Below are 20,209 nucleotides of genomic sequence, written 5' to 3' on the forward strand. Positions count from 1 at the left end.
AAAGCATAGGTCAGTGAGGAAAAAAAAGATATACTGGAAAATTAAATCCCGTCTTGCACATTTTTTAAGTTAGGTTTAATCCTCTCCATTTTTAGAACCTTTCGTAATTTAGCTATTAATTTTCCTCTTGTATGCATATACGGATAATATAGTTTAAGTGAAATGCTAAGTACAAAATTGATGAAGGAATTTTTCAAATAAATTCTTCTTATGTTATTAGCATCAGTAATTCCAGCTTTAACTCCAACTCCAGCACTAGAGCTATATCCTTCTGTAGAAAAAATAGAGATTATGTATGGAATGAATAATGAAGGCTGCTTCTGTGAGTAAATTCTCAGAGTCAATTCATAATCAGCAGCACTTTTAAACTTTTGATTATAACGAAAATCATCAAATAATCTCTTATGATAAAATGCACTTTGATGATGTAGTCTATTTTCGAACAAGCATCTTATGCCAATATGAGAACGAAAAATTGCACCGTTATCAAGTAAAACATTACCATATACAACTGCCAAGTTAGGTTGAAGGTAAGGAGCTATTTTAGCAAACACATCAGTAGGCAGTATATCATCTGCACCTAAAAAAAAAAGCCAATCACCTTTCGCTTTATCTATTCCTTTATTCATAGCATCGAAAATTCCTTTATCTGGTTCACTGATCCATCCAGCAAGCTGGCTTTCATATTTTCGTATTATATCAATCGACCCATCTGTACTTCCTCCATCAATAATCCAATAATCAAATAAATCTTTATCCTGACTAAGAACACTTTTAAGCGTGAATTCTAATGTCGAGCCGGCATTAAATACAACTGTAATAACAGAGATGAGTGGGTTATTCATAGATTAATTTTAATATTCAATCCAAGAGCAATTTCTTAAAGCTTTTAAGACTCAATTTGAATCTTCTACTAATCAAATAATTGTTTTATAGAGATTAAGAGTTTCGACAACAGTACGGTTCCAAGAGAAATTATTTAATTGCTCGCGTCCTTTTTTTATTAACATCTGACGAAGTTGGCCTTCATTTAACAAACGCTCGATAGCATTTGATATTGAATCAGGTAATATAGGATCAATATATAAGGCGGCATTACCCGCAACTTCAGGTAGTGAACTTAGATTACTAATAATACAAGGGCAGTTGCAAGCAAATGCTTCTAGTACTGGAATTCCGAACCCCTCATACAAAGTCGGAAATATAAACGCTGTTGCCTGTTGATAAAGTTTTTGCAACAACTTGTCACCGTTAACTGGCAGTTGTGATACTAACTCATTAACACCAACTGAATGTATCATGCTATTCTCCTCATTAGTAAAAGGTCCTCCACCAGCGCATAACAATTTCAATTTATATTTCTTTAATATTGGATGAACTGCATAAAGTAAGCCTTTGAAATTTTTATATCGTTCTCGGCGCCCCACAAATAAAAGGTATGGCTCAGGGGCTATTTTTTCGGTTACTTCTGCTGCTAAAGGCTTTAGCGAGTTACCTAGGTATATTACCTCTATTTTAGTAGGGTCGACATTTAATAAATTTACTATATCAGTTTTGGTACTCTCCGAAATAGCAATAATTCGGTCTGCTCGATCGGCCAAAGTCTGTTTATACTTCGTAAGTACACCATCATCTGACAACTCAGGAAATTGACCAGAGAATTTCTCATGAATCATGTCCAGAAATGTAACTACTAAGGGACGCTTCTTCAGATGGGGGATAAAATAGGGATCGTAATACGTAGCATGAAAAACATCATATTGTTTTATATGTAATTTGGCAATTGAAAATAAATGGTTCACTTCTCGGATGAACTTTTGCTTACCAGGGACATTATGCTCAGCCAGAAAAGGTTTTACTTTTACACCACTTTCTTGTATATGAATATTGTTAGAAAATAGCAAAGAAACGTAAGCGTTATCATTCTCCGTTTTATTTATGCCAGCAATTAATTCAGAAAAATAACGCGATATACCACCATAATTCTGTTCGGTAAATGTTTGATGGTCAAAAAAAATATCCATATTTTTTACTGAATTATTTATTTGATAAGTTCCCCAGTAAAAAACTTTCTTTCAATCGATTTTGAACAAATGAAAAATCTTTTTCTAATAAAGTTTGATGCTTGTCCATGATCTTATTGTACCAATGGCCCCAACGCGGATGTGTGATGGCTTTGAACAATCTATTATTTATTTTTTTTTTACTAAAAAGGTGGACATTCTGGTCATTCCAATTATAGTTCAGACTAAATCGATCAGCAAGTGCTTGCAAAGATGCACGACTGTATAAAGATATGTGTTGTCCCGTTTCAGGCGTAAAATACCACCATGATTCAGGGCTAACATCTTTAGTTGGTTGTACAGTAGTAGAGAACAAAACTGTATCACTAAATGTAAGTATTTTTTCTAATTCTACTACTGGATCAACTAAGTGCTCAAATACTTCAAAAGCAGTCAAAAGTTCGGCAGTAAATGGTGGTACGTCTGTTACATCGAATAATTGAGCATACAAATTATCACAATAAATATCCTGTCGATAAAAATTGTATCCGCGATCACGCATCATACGTACCAACATACCATAACCTCCCCCATAGTCTATGAATTGAGCATCAGGATTGAACCATTTATTTATTACAGCTTTCACGACTGGAACAATAAATTCATTACGTGTAATCAGACCAATATCCAGTTTTGTTATAGCATTTGCATAAGCTTCAGAGAGCCAATAAGGATCTTCAGTTTGTATAAATTGACATGTTGAGCACTTGTAATACTTAATATTATATTTGCCTAACACTTCAACAGACAAATAATAAGCGCTATTTGATAAACATATCTTACATTTCATAATTTAACAAAAAAAGGATAAGATTAAATATAGCTTTTATAACCGATGAAGTAATTCTTTATCGATCTAAGTTTGTTCCACCAAGATGATGGGGCATAAAATCTAGCAAGTGCATAATGGACAGCCTCTTTGTTGAGTGTTATCGCCTTAGGGAAAATAATTCGTTTAGTTTCAAGTGGTATCGTTCCCAGATTTGCAAACTCTGAATTGCTTAACGTATGCGTTGCAGACTCTCCAAAACCAATATTTGAGATAAGATTTTGGTTAGGTATAATAGATAGTCCTTTATTTTTCCAGATAGCAAATACCCACTGATAGTCCCAAGTATCTATGTTACCCGAATAAGTCCCATAAAAGGCGGTTTGCCAGTATGATACTGAAGGTGAATAAGTTATTACGTTTTTAATCTCTTCAGATCGCATAAATTCAGGATAACTATTCATATTAACATCATAGTGCTGCCAAGCTCGGCGCCAAGTAGCCCATCCCCAAATATGAGGTATATTAGAGAAAAAAAATGTTTCTCCTCCCCACTTATGGCCCCCATATAAGTTAGCACCACCAATGTGCATAACTTTATGTTCATGAGTATATTTATGCAATAGGATTCGGCAAAACTCAAAAAATGTCAAATCAGGTAAACAATCATCTTCCAAAATAATCCCAGCTTCAACTTGCTCAAAAAACCAAGTGATCGCTGAGCTCACGGCCTTTTTACAGCCCAAATTTTCTGTTCGATATAACGTCTTTATTGCACATGGCCAATCGACACGATTTTCTATATCACGACACGCTAAAACTGCTTCATTATCAGTAGGGTGATTGAGCCGGGGCCCATCAACAGCTAAATAGAGTGTTGACGGCCTAGCTTCTCGTATACGTTCAAACACTTGCAGTGCTAAAGTTGGACGATTAAACATGACCAATAAGACCGGGACATCAAATGATGTATTTATCTCCATTGATTACTAATTAAACATAATTACTACTTGTGATCAAGGTACTGTTCAATTCCACCAATAGGCGTTTTGGGTTGCTTATCACTTGCGGGTGATAAACTAACTTGCCGTGTAAGGAATAACGAGGTAACCGTGGTATAGCCATTTATTGGGTTGAAACCCGCCATATCCACTTCAATTAAGTCGGTACCACGTAAAAAAGCTGTAGCTTCAATGAACCAGTCAGCGTTATCTAGGATTATAAAACCAGTATTAGAAAGCAGAGGTCTTGCACTAATAATGCAATCATATCTATGGCTACCATCCACTATAATAACATCAAAAGACGTTGAGAACTGGTGAATTGCTTTTACATAGTCTTCTTTGTTGTCAACTAACAAGTAGGTAACATTGGATGGTAACTTAGGCTTAATTTGGGCATACCAAGCTGGATCATCTTCAATAGCGACCACATGTTTGCTACGACTGGCCCAAAATAATGTTGAATTGCCAGATCCATACTCAAATATCGTTTTTTGGCTAAAGTCAAGTTGCTGAAGGTATTCAATCAGCGGGTAAGAATACCAAGGAATTGGTTGTCCATTCTTATCCATACTTTGCCACAATTTGGCACTTTTATAATGTCCATATTCACGACTAAGTATCTTATAATTATTATATGACACCTGTGATGCATAAGGCAATAATTTGAAAAATAACTTTTTTAACATAATCATATGGTTTTGTAGTGAAATGCAAACTTTAATTATACTTATACAATTAAAATTAGTATTATATTTTAAAGTATTTGACGCAGGCGACTAATCAGGAAACGGGGAACAAATAATAATGCGTTAGATTGAAGTTCAAAAACTTCTTTAGTTCTACTATAGAGCCCATTTGTCAAATATGCTGCACAAAGCTGCGCCAATAATGTCGCAACTGATGCTCCGATAGCACCATAGAGTGGAATAAGAAAAAGATTTAATCCAGCATTTACAACAGCCCCCATAATAGTACGTCCTAGAAGAAAACGTTGCATGTTCTCAACTATAAACCAATTATTAGTACCGACCGCAATAAATACAAATAGACCAGTCCAGATATGAATACTCAAAATAGGGCCAACTCCTTCGTATTCTGGTCCGTACAACATTGACGTAATACCATTTGCTAATATAGAAAATACAATGCCGATAGTAATACCGCATACAGCTAGAATATTCAACAGCTTTTGATAACGATTAAGATAGCCATTGTAGTCATGAGCACGCAGTGCAATAATGCTTGGATAAAACGACATTGTAATAGCGCCAGCCACAAAATACCAAACTTCTGATAAACGCAATGCCGCACTATAACGACCTAACTCATGGCTATCTGCTAAGTATTTAAGCATAAGTTGATCGATACGCATATAAATAAAAATGAAAAACTCAGCCAACATTAATGGCCAAGCAAGTTGTATCAACCTTTGAACAATAGCTTTGTCGAATAAAAAACTAAAAATCGAATGGCCATGCTGGGTCAAATAAATCCAGTAAATCGTCAGATAGCTAATTAAAATATCACAAATTGATATAGCAATAAAAAAGCTTAAATGATAATGTGCAGTCAAACCATATATCCGAACAGCTGTAGTTAAACTAAAAGAAATAACTTTTGGAATAATGGAATAGTGGATCTTTTGTATACTCTGGAAGTAAACGTCTACGGCGTCGAAACATTGAACGATTAAGCCAAGCGAAGATATTGAAATTAATAAAATTAGTTGCTGATTCGATGCATGAATAATATTACATGCTATTAAGATCAGAAAAAACGAAATTAATCCCGATAAAAATTTGAGGCTCACAGTTGTTCTGACAAGTCTATCTACAGCCTCAACATTTTGAATAGGTATTTCACTAACTAAAATATTGTTTACGCCTAATGATGCTAAAGGAGCTAAAATCAATGGAAATACATTTACATAATTTAATAACCCGTATTCACTAGGGCCTAAGTAACGTGCAAGCCATATTCCAACTATCATACCGGTTGCCATTCGAAATATTTTATCGAAAAATAGCCACCCTACATTAACGAGAGATTTACTAAATGGAATTATTGTCCGAAAGTGCGTTACACTTAGCGAGCTACTTAACACTTTCTTCATGTAATAACTAAACAGTTTGATTCATATACGCCTTTACCATAAGTCGAGCTACATCCGAGACATTGCTGCTGGCAGACCAACCTAATTGCTTATGTGCTTTTGTCGGATTGGCATGTCCTTCTGCAATATCAGTTGGCCGAAATAGTACAGGGTCTATTCGAATATGATTTTGCCAGTCAAGTTCGACAGACTCAAATACAATGCGTATAAAATCACGCAACTTATACGTCTGACCTGTTGCGATCACATAATCATCAACTTGTTTTTGCTGAAGCATAAGCCACATAGCTTCTACATACTCAGGGGCCCAGCCCCAGTCTCGAGCTATGTCTATATTACCCAATGTTAATACTTCATAGCTACCCTTTGCAATTCGGCAGGCAGCAGCCACGATTTTTTGTGTTACAAACCGCTCAGGTCTCAATGGCGACTCGTGATTAAAAAGAATTCCTGTACTAGCATGTAACTGGTACGCTTCCCGATAATTAGCTACTTGCCAAAATGCGGCTGCTTTAGCTACTCCGTAAGGGCTACGAGGGCGAAAAGGAGTATTTTCATCAGCTGCCAAGCTACCTACATCGCCAAAGCATTCACTAGATCCAGCGTTATAAAATTTGATAGGAAGGTTGCTGAAACGAATAGCTTCCAATAGATTTAGTGTTCCTACGCTAATACTTTCAAGCGTTTCAACTGGTTGCTCAAAAGATAAGCCAACTGAACTCTGACCGGCCAGGTTATATACCTCATCTGGCTTAATTTTAAGCAACGTTTGTAAAACACTCCTGAAATCATTAATATTAATCGATACAGTTTGAACGTCATTACGAATTCCTAATCGTGCTAAATTAGTAAAGGAAGTCATTTGCGCATCACGCGACCCCCCAAAAACCTGATAGCCTTTTGTTAGCAGTAATTTAGACAAATAACTGCCATCCTGGCCTGATATGCCACAAATCAAGGCTGTTTTCATATAAACTTCCAATTTCGGATAAATAGTATACCACACGTAATAATTGCGCTTACTATTGCAAAGCCAAGTATAATATAAGTACGTTTTGGTCCGCTTTTATAGATAGGTACAATAGGAGGCTCTAATATTTTGAATGTTGGCGTATCCTCCTCAACTTTAATTTTGGCCTGCTCTAATTGTCTGGCTAAATCATTGTAGACCGATTGTTCGAGCAGATAATTAGACTGGAGTCGTTGCTCATTTATTTTAGCGGTATTTAAATAGACGTTTACATTACGATCCCGGTAATTAGACAACGCAAATTCTGCATTTTCATACCGTCGTTTCACATCGCTTACTTGCTTTGTCAGAAAATTGACACGCCTACGTGCTTTATCGGTACGATAAGCAATAATATAGTCAGTCAAATATTTCAGCGATAAGTTAGCTACCATAGCCGCCACAACAGGATCAGGCTCAGTAGCAACAACCGTAATTACACCTGTTTTCTTGTCAAACGTCGAAGATACACTCCCTTGTACCGCTTTAATTAAATTATACTGCCCCTTTGTTACTTTAATTGCTTGGCCAATATTTTTTGAGACTAACTTACCTTTATCGGTATTACTTCCGTCATCATTAATAATAAATATACTTTTTATTTTATCAAGGATGCTGCTTGAACTAGTCCGATTAATGTATTCTTCTAAAGTCATGGTAGTATCTAATTCCTTAGACTGCACCTGCTGCTTTAATATGACCATAGCAAACGGAACGCTTTGAAGAACATTTGGGTATAAATCAGGACGAGCATCAAGTGTGCTGACGTTATCTATCCCAAGGCCAGAAAAACTAGACAAAGAACCAAATCCCCCTGCCCCTCTGCCCTGTACTTCTGGCATAATAGTTACCTCTACCTTAAATATATTAGGTTGAGAAAAAGCATATACTGCACCAACTATAAGCCCAATCACACCTCCAATCAATATTTTTCGGAAATTACTTTTAAAAAACAGTACAATATCACTTAGCCGAACTTCTATTTCGGCTTCATCACTAGATTTTCGGAGTTTTTCTTCTATAACATCCATTTTTACTTTACATGAACAGTAGATTTATAATTAGTAGATTACGCCTGTTAATTACGCAATACGTTAGTGAGTGCAAAAGCCAGTGTTGCAAGTAGCGAAAGAATAGAAATTCGTTCGCCAGTTGATAGTCTGCTTCTTACGTCGAATGGCTTAAACGGAACGATAACTGTTGAGCCTGGTTCTATTTCAGGCCACGTTTTGAAAAAAAGAAATTTATGTGTTCGTTTTTTGTGCCCGTTTGGGTAGATAACATACGTTTTCTTCTCTACTGCATTCTCAGTAAAACCGCCAGCATCGCTCACGTAATCATCAAATGAGTAACTGGCTTTATAACTAACTAAGGCAGGGTTTAGAACAGCACCTTGGATTGATACAACCTCTGGTCGACGTGGAATAAACAGTGTATCATTGGGGCTAAGTAAAAGATTATCGTCTGTATTTGGATTCTCGATTACCTTACTTATATCCGTGCCAACATTTAAGCCATCCCGTTTAAACTGCGCTGCAGCTAAATAGGCTTGAGGTTTCAATCCACCAGCGCGCTTAATCAAATCAGCAATCCGTTCTCGGGGCCTGAAAATAGCGTAACTACCAGGTTGCATTACCTGCCCACCTATATATACTTGTTGTTGAGGTTCATAAGTAGGTGACGTACGAACATAAACAATATCGAAAGGCTGTAAAGCAAATGGGACTTTTGATTTTGCGGGATCATTACCAATTTCTTGAGCACTAATCTGCAAATCTCGATCGATAGAAAACCTATGAATTTCTAAAGCCGGGGTATTGGCATCCAACGAGTCCTGGCGAATACGTCTGGCCACTTCGATTAAACTTGGTTTAGCGCCTTCCCGAAAACCGCCGGCATTAGCCACTAGATCGGCTATGCTCATGTTGCTAACGAAAGGAATAGCCGATGGCTCATTAACCGCCCCTTCAACATTAATAAAGTACTCTTCACGCAAATCCCGAATCGATAAAATTGTAAGAACGTCCTGCTTCATCAAGGGGATGTCAGCAATTTCGCCCTTCATCAATTTACCTAAATCAAATGATATATTCTCTTTATCTAAATTAGGCAATTCACGAACGATCATCGCCCGATTTTTAAAAGCATCATTACGTAGTCCTTCAGCCCGTTGAATGAGCTGACGAACAGTTTCTGTCCCAGGTTCTATAGCAAAATCGCCGGGTCGCATGATGGCACCACCAATTTGAACCCGATTTTCGTAGCGCTCGAGAATTTTACCAACAAAGTAAGTATCCCCCGATTGAGGCACAAAATCAGCCATTTGGGCTTCAGTAATTGTCTTTATCTGACGTTCACGGTCTGTATTACGGCGAACGGTTATACTAGCTCGGTAGGCATCATCAGCAAAGCCGCCCGCGAAGCTCAACATTGTCTTTACCGTTTCGCCTGGTAGCATTTCAAAAATAGCTGGTCGGCGCACTTGTCCTGTTAATTCGACGTGTGTCTGATAATCAGCAACGCGGATAACGTCCTGATCCATTAATCGAATATTATCCCGCTGATCAGCCCGAAGAATATAATCATACAGATCAATGGTACGAACCACATGATTACCCCGAATGACATTAATTTTACGAAATGAACCTGTCGCTGGATTTGGTCCACCAGCCAAATACAAAGCGTTAAAGGCTGATCCTAATGATGAAATCGTATAAGTTCCTGGCCGCACCACCTCACCAACTATAGTAACTTTAATACTCCGAATATTAGCAAGGGTCACATTTACGAACGTATTGCTGCCAGGAACCCCTAAGCCCTGATATCCACTTTTTCGTAACCGGTCTACGATACGTGCTTGAGCTTGTTCAATTGTAAGACCACTAACAAAAATGGGAGGCAGATTCTGAATTTTAACGGTTCCTTCTGGCGCAACTTTAAGCTTCAAATTGTCAGACGATGCCCCCGAAATATCGATCCCAATTTCGTCATCAGGGCCTACGATATAGTTACGGGGTGTCGCAATACGGAGATTTGGCTCGAAAGACAGACTAGCATTGGCAAACAGGGAGGCCCCGAATACGGCTAATCCGCCATTTGCGTCCCGCCGAGTAGTTGTAGGCAGAGAATCCGTGGCGTTGCGGGTAGAAACATCCGAGGGTAACGTACGAGCGTTACTGGAAGAAGTCGTGACCCTATCTTTCGACTGCGCGGCACCTTTTGTCTGAATCTCGGCATTACGTCGGCGCAGAATAGCAATGTCTGCTTGAGTGAATCCCTGCGACATAGCCGCTATTTCTATCTGTGATTCAGTAAGTCCCCGACTTTGTGCCTGCCGGTAGAAGTCCAGTACCTGTTCGTCACTCATCAAATTGGCTCGCGAACCAGCCTGTTGAGCGGCTGCCCAATTCATTCCTATCAGCGTAAATAGCAGGAGAATAAATGAGAATTGATAATTTCGGCAGATAGAATATGACAATTTGTCCTTAGTAAGCATGAACACTGGCTATTGGGCCAAAAATTGAATTACAAAAGTAATAGATTCCCTTGAAAACGTTGTTGCACTGTTGCAAAGTATATACTGCAACACCACCCTTACCTTGTAGTACCGTTGTAATGCACTAAATTTGCAGAAAAATAATCGGTAGTTGCTGGTAATTAGATGCATCAATAGGTGAAAAGTAACGATTACTGACCGATTACTAATGAATAAAACGAAATGATTAACTTAATAGCTAAATTTTTCGGCACCAAATCACAACGGGACATTAAAGAACTACTCCCTTATGTTGAGAAGGTAAATACCGAATTTGTCCAGTTAAAAGAGCTTTCAAATGACGAACTACGTCGGGTCTCGGCCGAGCTTAAAGCCCAGATTGCCGCTGAGTTAGCCGATATTGACAACCAACTTTCTGAGCTCAAAGAACAGGCTGGCAATCCTGATGTAGACGTTAACGAGAAAGAGCAGATCTTTAATCAGATTGACAAACTCGAAGCCGATCGCAACACCGAACTGGAGCGCGTCTTACTCGACATCTTACCCCGTGCTTTTGCTGTTGTTAAGGAAACTGCCCGCCGGTTTACTGAAAATGAGCAATTGACCGTAACCGCTACCGACTTTGACCGTGAGATTGCCAGTCGTAAGAAAAACGTTGTTATCGATGGCAATCAGGCGCACTGGGCAAATACCTGGGATGCCGCTGGAACACCAATAAAATGGGACATGGTGCACTATAACGTCCAGATTATTGGTGGTGTGGTGCTTCATCAGGGCAAAATTGCGGAGATGGCAACTGGCGAAGGTAAAACACTTGTTGCTACGTTCCCTGCATTTCTGAATGGTCTTGCGGGGCGGGGTGTCCATATTGTGACGGTCAACGATTACCTGGCTAAACGTGACTCGGAATGGATGGCGCCTTTGTTTGAGTTTCATAGCCTGCGAGTGGATTGCATTGACAAACACCAGCCAAACTCTGAGCAACGTAAGCATGCCTATCTGGCCGATATTACGTATGGCACAAACAATGAATTTGGCTTCGACTACCTGCGCGACAACATGGCCCGTGAAACGGGTGAGCTAGTACAGCGTAAGCACCACTACGCTATGGTGGATGAGGTTGACTCTGTCTTAATTGATGATGCTCGTACCCCACTCATTATCAGTGGCCCTGTACCTCGTGGCGATGAGCAGGACTATATTGAGCTGAAACCCCGTGTCGCTCGCGTCGTTGAAGCCCAGCGTAAATTAGTTTACGATTTTTTGAACGATGCTAAAAAGAAAATAGCATCTGGCGATGAAAAAGAAGGGGGCTTGTCGTTGTTTCGGGCATACCGTGGTTTACCGAAACATAAGCCACTCATTAAATTTCTGAGCGAAACCGGGAACAAAGCGCTGCTGCAAAAGACCGAGTCAATCTATCTGGCTGAGAACCAGAAACTCATGCCGGAGGCCGATGCTCCCTTATATTTCACGATTGACGAGCGCCATAATGGCATCGATCTGACGGAGAAAGGGATTGATTACATCACAGGCTCAGGTGAAGATCCTAACTTCTTTATTCTCCCTGATCTTTCTATTGACCTCAACGCAGTTGATAAAGACGCTGATTTCTCGGAACAGGAGAAAATTCTTCATAAAGAAGCCGTTATTCGGGACTACGCGGTCAAAACGCAGCGTATCAATACGGTCAACCAGTTACTGAAAGCCTATACACTCTTTGAGAAAGACACTGAGTACGTTATCATGGACGGAAAAGTGAAGATCGTGGATGAGCAGACAGGCCGAATTATGGAAGGGCGTCGCTGGTCGGATGGGTTGCACCAGGCTGTTGAAGCGAAGGAAAACGTAAAAGTTGAGGACGCTACACAGACCTATGCAACTGTTACGCTCCAGAACTACTTCCGCATGTATCACAAGCGGGCCGGTATGACCGGTACCGCCGAGACGGAAGCATCAGAATTCTGGCAGATTTACAAAATGGACGTGGTCGTCATTCCGACCAACCGGGCCATTAGCCGGGCTGATGAGGAAGACAAAGTATATCGGTCGGTTCGGGAGAAATACAATGCCGTAGTCGAAGAGATTACCAGTCTGGTTGAGAAAGGACGGCCCGTGCTTGTTGGTACAACTTCGGTCGAGAACTCCGAATTATTGAGTCGATTGTTAACGCTACGGAAACTTCCTCACCAAGTCTTAAATGCCAAATACCACCAGCGTGAAGCTGAAATCGTAGCATCGGCCGGTTTGCCAGGCAACGTTACGATTGCGACCAACATGGCCGGTCGTGGTACAGATATTAAACTGACACCTGAATCCCGGAGTGCTGGAGGCTTGGCCATTATCGGCACCGAGCGTCACGAATCGCGTCGGGTTGACCGGCAGTTACGTGGTCGGGCGGGTCGTCAAGGTGACCCCGGTACGTCGCAATTTTTTGTATCGCTCGAAGATAGTCTCATGCGTTTATTCGGTTCCGACCGGATTGCAAAAGTAATGGACCGTATGGGGCTTGAAGAAGGCGAGGTTATTCAGCATTCGATGATTACGAAGTCCATCGAACGGGCCCAGAAAAAAGTTGAAGAAAACAACTTCGGCATTCGGAAGCGGTTGCTGGAATACGATGACGTAATGAATTATCAGCGCGAGGCTATTTACAAACGTCGTCGAAATGCGCTGTTTGGCGATCGGTTACCGCTGGACATTGCCAACACGATGTACGACGTAGTGGAAGAAACCGTCAATAATGCGGAGGGGAATTACGAGGAAATAAAACTCCAGCTCCTAACGACTCTTGGCGTCACTCCGAATTTATCGAACGATGAGTTTAACCGCTTGAAAAAGCCGGATCAGATTCGACGCCTGTATGACGAAGCCGAAGTGCAATACCAAGCGAAGAACCAAGCTATCGCTGAGAAAGCGTTACCCATTCTAACGCAAGTCATGAATGAGCAGGGCCATCAGATCAAAAATATTGTTGTGCCTTTCTCTGATGGTATTCATGAATTGACGGTTGTTTCTGACTTGCAAAAAGCTGTTAGTTCGGGAGCTCGCGAGATCGTAACTGAAATGGAGAAGGCCGTAACCCTGTCGGTAATTGACCAGGAGTGGAAAGAACATCTCCGCGAAATGGACGACCTGAAACAGTCGGTACAGAATGCTGTCTTCGAGCAGAAAGATCCCTTGTTGGTTTATAAATTTGAGTCGGTTGAGTTATTCAAACGGTTCCTCAACAAAGTAAACTTCGACACGATCAGTTTCCTGACGAAAGCCGACATTCCAGCGCAGGAACCAGAAGAAGTACAGCAGGAGATTCGTCAGGCCCCCGCACAGCATCGGCCGCAGCCACAACCAAAGCTGCACACGAACATGGAGGACTTTGATGACGATCACCTCGCTACCGGTCCTGAAGAATACGCCCGTAGAATGGCTGAAAATAATGCAATGGGCGCGGGTGCTCCACCAATGCCACCACGTCAGCCTGCACGGGTGGCCAAAATGGATCGCAATGCCAAAGTAAGTGTACAATATGCCGATGGCTCTGTCAAGCGCGACGTTAAATTCAAGACGGTTGAAAATGACGTAGTAAGCGGCAAAGCGATGCTTATTGAATAAAGAGTCACACGAAGCTCATATAAACGCCCTCTGGAACATATGTTCTGAGGGCGTTTTTTTTTGATCGCAACAACGGGAGGTACAGACACTTTTAGACAAGCCAAATCGTTATAAAACAGCATGAATAAGGTCATTTTTTCTCTGTTTTTATTCGGATTATTTTCCTTCGCACCACCAGCCGCCCCCATTCTGTTACGAACAGAACGGTTGGCTTTTACACCCAAAGAATTCTACATTGCCACCGTCACAGATCAGCGTTCCGAGAAGGGCCCTATTGCCCGACTGGCTGTAACGTTAAATCAACCTACCCAAATGGTTGATTTAGAAAAAGGAGTAGCCGCTAGTTTTCAGGAGTTTATCAATCAGGGGTTGAAGCAAAACAAGGGGTTACGTCCCATTGCGATGCGCATTCGACAATGTCGAGTCAATGAAACCGCTGCTGGAAACCGGGTGTCAGGCCAATTTGCGTTTGCCGTTACGTTCGAGTTATTGGGAAAAGACGATTCGGGAGACGAAACCAGTACCCGTTTGACTGACTATCGAGGTAGTGCGAATTACACACGAGCACTCGGCCAGACGGCCGTTATTGAGCAAACTATTCGGCAGGCATTGGTTGCTTCGCTACGTAGTTTAAATGAGTACATGAATCGCGAGAGTGGCCAGAACGAGAAACTGGCGAAGGCACTCAGGGTTAACTTTATTGACGATACCAGAATTACCAACGACGATACGGTTCATTACAATCCTGACCGAAAACTGACCTGGTCTGACTTTCGGGCAGAACCTCGCAAGGGCAGTCACTACGCGGCCGAAGTATTCACCAGTTTTGCGTATGAAGGAAAAAGTACGGTTAAAGACGGAGTCATAAATCTTAATCTGACGGCCAAAGCCTACATGCTAAAAAACTCCTCGTGGGGGCGCGCCGATGCCCGAAATGCATATGCACTGAATCATGAACAAAGACACTTCGATATTGTAAAAATTATTATTGAGCGCTTTAAGCGTAAAATTCAGGCCGACAGCCTGACGCTGGAAGACTACAATAGCATTGTCCAATACCAGTTTATTGAGACGTATCGGGAAATGAACCGAATGCAGAACCAATATGACGACGAGACCAATCATAGTTTGAATCAGGCGGTCCAGGAACGCTGGAATCAAAAAATTGATGCAGAACTACGCGGCTTTGGCGTGATAAAATGAGTCAAAGAGATAAGAAAGTCCGCGTTCTGCACATTAGTACTGCCCACCAGCCGCAGGACCCGCGTATTGTATTCAAACAATGTCAGACACTTGCTGAGTCGTTGTATGACGTATTCTGCGCCTTACCAAATGCAGACCCGGCTGTTGCGTCTGGTATTCATTTTATCCGGCTGCCTTATTTTCAGCGTGTTATCTGGCGAACGTTGCTTACCTGCCCGCTTATTTTGCTACGTTGTTTGTGGTTACGACCAGGCATTATCCACATATACGTACCGGAATTCATACCGTTTGCGTTTGTTTTTCAACTTTTTGGCGCGCAGGTAATCTATGAAGTGCAAGAAAATTTGTACAAGAAAATTCACCTGAAAAGCTTTAACAAAGGGTATATACTGGAAAAAGCATTTCGGTGGTTTGATGCTCTCGCCCGACGGCATTTTTATCTCATCTTTACTGAACATGGCTATTTAGATACGTATACCTCACTGGCTAAACCACATGCAGTCATTTACAATTACCCCTTGCTATCTTTTCTGGAACCGTTTCGACAACCTTATCAACCAAATTCAGCGCAGCCATCATTTTTTTATATTGGCTGGCTGAGTTTCGAGCGAGCATTCGATACGTTAGTAGCAGGCTTGGTGAAGCTAAAGCTAACATATCCCGATTTCGTTGTGCATCTGTTTGGTCGACAAACGTTTACAAAATCGGATCTGATTAATTTGCCAAATTTTACGGATATACGTAATAACCTGCGCTTTTACGGTTATGCAGACCAACGTAGCGCCTTTCCTTATGCAGCCCGGGCAACTGCCGGTATGGCGCTACTTAAGCCAGTCGGAGATTACCCCGACTCCTATACGACTAAATTATTCGAATATATGGCTTTAGGCCTGCCCGTTATTACATCCGACTTTCCGCTTTATAAGGACGTAGTAGAGCGGCATCATTGCGGCTTCTGTGTTTCTCCTTATGACCCCAACCAAATTGCCGATGCGCTAACCTATTTAATCGAACATCCAGAGGAAGCCCGCACTATGGGACAACGGGGACGTGATGCTGTCGAAACCATTTATAACTGGACAAGTGAATCAAAAAAACTACTTAACTATTATGATCTTGTTCTTTCACAAGGGCATAATAGTACTTAAACAAGATATATTCAACATATTGTAGCATTGTTCTAATGTTCAATACCACGTTTTCCCGGAAGGATTTAACTTTAGGTGCTAATTGGGATTATACCTATGTTAGCGCTACTTTTTTGGCCTGATGTACATACATGCAGTAAGCCATTACCTACCAACGGAGGTAGTTGGCAACGAATATTTTACCCAACTCAACGGTTTATCCAGCGAGTGGATTATTGAGCGCACTGGAATTGTAGAGCGACGCAAAGCCGCCCCCGGTGAAAATACAAATACCATGACGGTTGACGTGGTTCAACGACTCATGGACAAAACAGATTTGACCACGGTTGATCTGATTGTAGGTGCTACATATACCCCTTATGACACCATCGTTTCGCTTGCCCACGAGGCACAGCACCACCTTGGTATTGCTGACATTCCGGTTGTGTCGATCTCGACTGCCTGTTCGTCTTTCATAAATGCAATTGAGGTAGTAGAAGGCTACTTCGCGCTGAATAAAGCCAGTCGGGCTTTAGTCATTGTGTCGGAACACAACACCGTTTACAACAACGAGCAGGACAAAGTATCCGGGCATTTGTGGGGTGATGGAGCAGCCGCTCTGCTCATTACCAAAGAACGGCAAAGCGAAGGTGATTTTAATATCGTTGCCTTACTGACTGGCGGGGCAGCCCATACTGCAAAAGCCACTACGGCGGTTATGATGAAACCCATGGAAGGAGGTGTTACGATGCCTTTCGGTCGTGACGTATTCATTAACGCCTGCCAATACATGCCTAAAGCCAGCTTACAAATTCTTGAACGCTGTGGCCTGACACTTGCCGATGTTGATTACATTCTCCCTCACCAGGCTAATCTGCGGATATCCCGGAACGTAATGAATACGCTCAGTTTACCGGAAGAAAAGTTAATCTCCAACATTCAGCGGTACGGCAATACGGGTTGTGCCGGCTGTGCTATTGCCCTATCAGAGCGGTGGGATACATTTAAGAAAGGCGAACGTATCGTTATCACCGTATTTGGTGGTGGTTATTCCTACGGGGCTATGCTGGTGGAAGTATAGAAATAGTCGTAAGTCAGTAGCCTCCAGCGTCAGTTACTAGAAACTATTGACTTACGACTTATGACTTTACTGGGCTTCTGCCCGCCAGACGTTGTTCTTCCCATTGATATCCGGGAGTTTTTGATCCGGGTCAACGACGACGGTCTTCAGGGGTGACGTTGAATTGTATTTGAACGTCCAGGTTCCACCCCGCTGCCAAACCTCTATCGGCAAATTCATTCGCCCTTTCTTACCGTTCGTCTCAGTCACTTCAATCGTGACAGGCATAGCCATTTTTTCGAGATTTTCAATAGAGATCAGGGACCCTTTATCAGCTGCACCGTCAACGTACTTCACTTCTTTGACGCTCTGGTCCAGTTTCCAGGTTTCGTAGAAGTAGCCACGCCAGAACCAGCCTAAATCTTCACCGGCACCATCTTCAATGCTGCGGAAGAAATCGTAGGGGGTCGGGTGTTTGAACGCCCAGCGGCTAACGTAATTTTTGAAGGCAAAATCGAAGCGATCAGCACCAAGAATAACGTCACGTAGTAGTTTTAAGCCCATGCCCGGTTTGTAATAGGCCAAAATACCGAGCGCTCTGGGCTGCTGCACATCGGGAATGGTCATGATTGGCTCAGCGGGATAGAACAGGGCTGGTGCCAGGTCATGCATTGTGCCGCGTTCCCGATTGTACTCACCTTTGTTGAAGTTAGCTGTCGACAACGTATTGATGAACGTATTGAAACCCTCATCCATCCACGGAAATTTCCGCTCATTGTTTCCCACAATCATTGGGAACCAGTTATGGCCGAATTCATGATCTGTTACGCCCCAAAGCGCATCTTTCTTGTCTTTGTGATCGCAGAAGATAATACCGGGATATTCCATACCACCCACAATACCTGCTACGTTGGTCGCGACAGGATAACTGAATTCGTAAAGATATTTAGAGTAAAATTCAACGCAACCCTTAACGTACTCGGTCGATCGGTTCCATGAATCGTTTGTGGCACTTTCAGCCGGATAAACCGATTGCGCCAACGCAGGTTTCCCGCTTGGCAAATTCATTTTGGCCGCATCCCAAACAAATCCACGGGACGATGCCCAGGCAACATCGCGGGTATTCAGGCATCGGAATTTCCAGGTCAGCGTACCCGATTTTTTCGGACGTGTATTGGCATCCGAAACTTCCTCTTTACTACGTATAATTACCGTCTGATCGCTTTTTCGAGCCTGATCCAGACGTTTCATCTGCTCAGCAGTCAGCACCTCATTTGGATTAAGCAATTCTCCCGAACCCACTACAATGTGATCCCAGGGAGCAGTGACGCTGTATTCATAATCGCCATAGTCGAGGTAGAACTCGCCCGCTCCCAAATAAGGCAATACGTTCCAGCCTTCAATATCGTCGTACACACACATGCGGGGATACCATTGAGCAATCTCGTAAATGATGCCATCACGACGCTTCAGTTGCCCCATGCGGTCTGAACCATATTCCGGAATTTTGAAGGAATACGCCACTTTCACTTTTACTATATCGCCGTTGGGCTTCACGGGTTCGGCTAAACGAACCTGCATGCGCGTATCGGTAACTTCGTAAGGCGTCGTTGTGAATTTACCCTTCCCCTGTTCAACCGTAACGCTGGTGATGGAAAGCCCCCCCGAGAAACCCTGATTACCAAAGCGGCCACCACTAATGGGCGTCGTTTTGGCTGCTCGGGACGTATCGCTGAACGCGTTCTGGTCTAGTTGCAGCCACAGATAGGACAGTGTTTCGGGTGAGTTATTTTTATACGTAATTGTTACTTCGCCGGTAATGGTGTTCTGCTGATCGTCGAGCGTAACATTAATCTGATAATCAGAACGATTTTGCCAGTAACGTGGACCGGGAGCACCGCTGCCGGTACGGTAGTCATTACCAGGCTGCATGTTAAACAGCGGATGAAACAGCGCCAGAGGATCGTATTTAGATGTTGCAGAAGTGGACGATGTTCCAGTTTGGGCAAAGGACGCTAAACTTAACATCCACAATCCTGCCCAGAAAGCAATTTTTTTCATGAATTGTCAAATACAAAAACTAGTAATTTACAAATAACGATATAAAGCCTTAAAATCAGGTAGTGATTACAATGATAGTCTGAAGTCAAGCCCGTGATGTACTAACAGGAAAACGAACAGCCCAATCCAGAGTATATCTACAAAATGCCAGTATAATGTAATTAATTTAAGTTTCAACCGGTTTGGTGGATTGACGCTATACACAAACGAATCAACATAAGGTCGGCGTCGCATGGCTTCAGCCAAGGCAACAGCCAAAAAAATGATACCAATCAGAATATGAAGCAGATGAATCCCCGAAATGATATAAATAAAGCCACCGGCGGGATTCCCCTCCAAGCCAATGCCTGCCCGAACCATTTGACGCCATCCCCAGCCCTGCAGCATAATGAATAACGTACCAAGCACCAGGGTCGTAGCCAGATTTGTTCGGTAACTCCCAAAGCGTTCGTGCCGAAATGCCTGGATGGCATTGTTAAGCGTAAAACTGCTTAGAATAATAACCAACGTACTGACTAAGAATACACTGGGCAGTTTTATGTCCGTCCATCCTGCACCCGTTTGGCGAATTACATAAGCGACGAGCAGCATTGTAAATATCATAACACTGCTTGCAATGCCCAGCCAGACCATAAAGCGGAACGGCTCCCGCCGTTTAGTCACAAAGTTGCTCATGTTAGTCACTAGTCAGA

General features: G+C 42.1%; 15 protein-coding genes. 4 read left to right on the forward strand and 11 right to left on the reverse strand.

Annotated features, from left to right (window positions below; genetic code table 11):
• Window positions 1–41 precede the first annotated feature (41 nt).
• The 9 genes from BM202_RS16480 to BM202_RS16520 all read right to left on the reverse strand — a co-directional run bounded on the left by BM202_RS16480 (window position 42) and on the right by BM202_RS16520 (window position 10,244).
• On the reverse strand, window positions 42–845 hold the full coding sequence (locus BM202_RS16480; protein WP_093827964.1) for a glycosyltransferase family 2 protein: 804 nt from the start codon (window positions 843–845) through the stop codon (window positions 42–44).
• A 72-nt stretch (window positions 846–917) separates the two neighbouring features.
• Window positions 918–2,024 (reverse strand): glycosyltransferase family 4 protein, encoded by a 1,107-nt coding sequence (locus BM202_RS16485; protein ID WP_093827966.1) that lies wholly within the window; start codon window positions 2,022–2,024, stop codon window positions 918–920.
• A 13-nt stretch (window positions 2,025–2,037) separates the two neighbouring features.
• Window positions 2,038–2,853 carry a methyltransferase domain-containing protein gene (locus BM202_RS16490; RefSeq protein WP_093827968.1) on the reverse strand — a complete coding sequence of 272 codons (816 nt, stop codon included), beginning with the start codon at window positions 2,851–2,853 and terminating at the stop codon, window positions 2,038–2,040.
• 23 nt (window positions 2,854–2,876) lie between these two features.
• Window positions 2,877–3,815, reverse strand: coding sequence for a hypothetical protein (locus BM202_RS16495; RefSeq protein WP_093827970.1), 939 nt, complete (start codon window positions 3,813–3,815; stop codon window positions 2,877–2,879).
• A 23-nt stretch (window positions 3,816–3,838) separates the two neighbouring features.
• Entirely contained in the window at window positions 3,839–4,522 is a 684-nt protein-coding gene (locus tag BM202_RS16500; protein ID WP_177236603.1) for a class I SAM-dependent methyltransferase, read from the reverse strand.
• A gap of 68 nt (window positions 4,523–4,590) precedes the next feature.
• The gene (locus BM202_RS16505; RefSeq protein WP_093827974.1) at window positions 4,591–5,949 is read right to left on the reverse strand and encodes a flippase; all 1,359 of its coding nucleotides are present in this window, start codon (window positions 5,947–5,949) and stop codon (window positions 4,591–4,593) included.
• A gap of 7 nt (window positions 5,950–5,956) precedes the next feature.
• Complete coding sequence (locus BM202_RS16510; RefSeq protein WP_093827976.1) at window positions 5,957–6,919, reverse strand: GDP-mannose 4,6-dehydratase; 963 nt, start codon at window positions 6,917–6,919, stop codon at window positions 5,957–5,959.
• Window positions 6,916–7,989: a GumC domain-containing protein gene (locus tag BM202_RS16515; RefSeq protein WP_093827978.1), complete on the reverse strand. Its 1,074-nt coding sequence runs from the start codon at window positions 7,987–7,989 to the stop codon at window positions 6,916–6,918. The genes BM202_RS16510 and BM202_RS16515 overlap by 4 nt, the downstream gene beginning before the upstream one ends.
• A gap of 47 nt (window positions 7,990–8,036) precedes the next feature.
• Window positions 8,037–10,244: an SLBB domain-containing protein gene (locus BM202_RS16520; RefSeq protein ID WP_317039697.1), complete on the reverse strand. Its 2,208-nt coding sequence runs from the start codon at window positions 10,242–10,244 to the stop codon at window positions 8,037–8,039.
• A gap of 432 nt (window positions 10,245–10,676) precedes the next feature.
• On the opposite strand from BM202_RS16520, the gene secA reads away from it, so the two are divergent.
• The 4 genes from secA to BM202_RS16540 all read left to right on the forward strand — a co-directional run bounded on the left by secA (window position 10,677) and on the right by BM202_RS16540 (window position 17,477).
• Entirely contained in the window at window positions 10,677–14,066 is a 3,390-nt protein-coding gene (gene secA / locus BM202_RS16525) for a preprotein translocase subunit SecA (RefSeq protein ID WP_093827982.1), read from the forward strand.
• 120 nt (window positions 14,067–14,186) lie between these two features.
• Entirely contained in the window at window positions 14,187–15,269 is a 1,083-nt protein-coding gene (locus BM202_RS16530) for a hypothetical protein (RefSeq protein ID WP_093827984.1), read from the forward strand.
• The gene (locus BM202_RS16535; protein ID WP_093827986.1) at window positions 15,266–16,417 is read left to right on the forward strand and encodes a glycosyltransferase; all 1,152 of its coding nucleotides are present in this window, start codon (window positions 15,266–15,268) and stop codon (window positions 16,415–16,417) included. Before BM202_RS16530 ends, BM202_RS16535 begins: the two co-directional genes overlap by 4 nt.
• A gap of 121 nt (window positions 16,418–16,538) precedes the next feature.
• Window positions 16,539–17,477, forward strand: a complete 939-nt coding sequence (locus BM202_RS16540) for a 3-oxoacyl-ACP synthase III family protein (RefSeq protein ID WP_093827988.1) — start codon at window positions 16,539–16,541, stop codon at window positions 17,475–17,477.
• A 66-nt stretch (window positions 17,478–17,543) separates the two neighbouring features.
• Here the strand turns inward: BM202_RS16540 and BM202_RS16545 are convergent, their stop codons facing one another.
• Both BM202_RS16545 and BM202_RS16550 read right to left on the reverse strand, forming a co-directional pair.
• Window positions 17,544–19,517 (reverse strand): M1 family metallopeptidase, encoded by a 1,974-nt coding sequence (locus BM202_RS16545; protein WP_177236605.1) that lies wholly within the window; start codon window positions 19,515–19,517, stop codon window positions 17,544–17,546.
• A 66-nt stretch (window positions 19,518–19,583) separates the two neighbouring features.
• The gene (locus tag BM202_RS16550) at window positions 19,584–20,192 is read right to left on the reverse strand and encodes a cytochrome c oxidase subunit 3 (protein ID WP_093827990.1); all 609 of its coding nucleotides are present in this window, start codon (window positions 20,190–20,192) and stop codon (window positions 19,584–19,586) included.
• Window positions 20,193–20,209 lie beyond the last annotated feature (17 nt).

Origin of the sequence: Spirosoma endophyticum (assembly GCF_900112365.1) — a bacterium.
Lineage (GTDB): Bacteria > Bacteroidota > Bacteroidia > Cytophagales > Spirosomataceae > Spirosoma > Spirosoma endophyticum.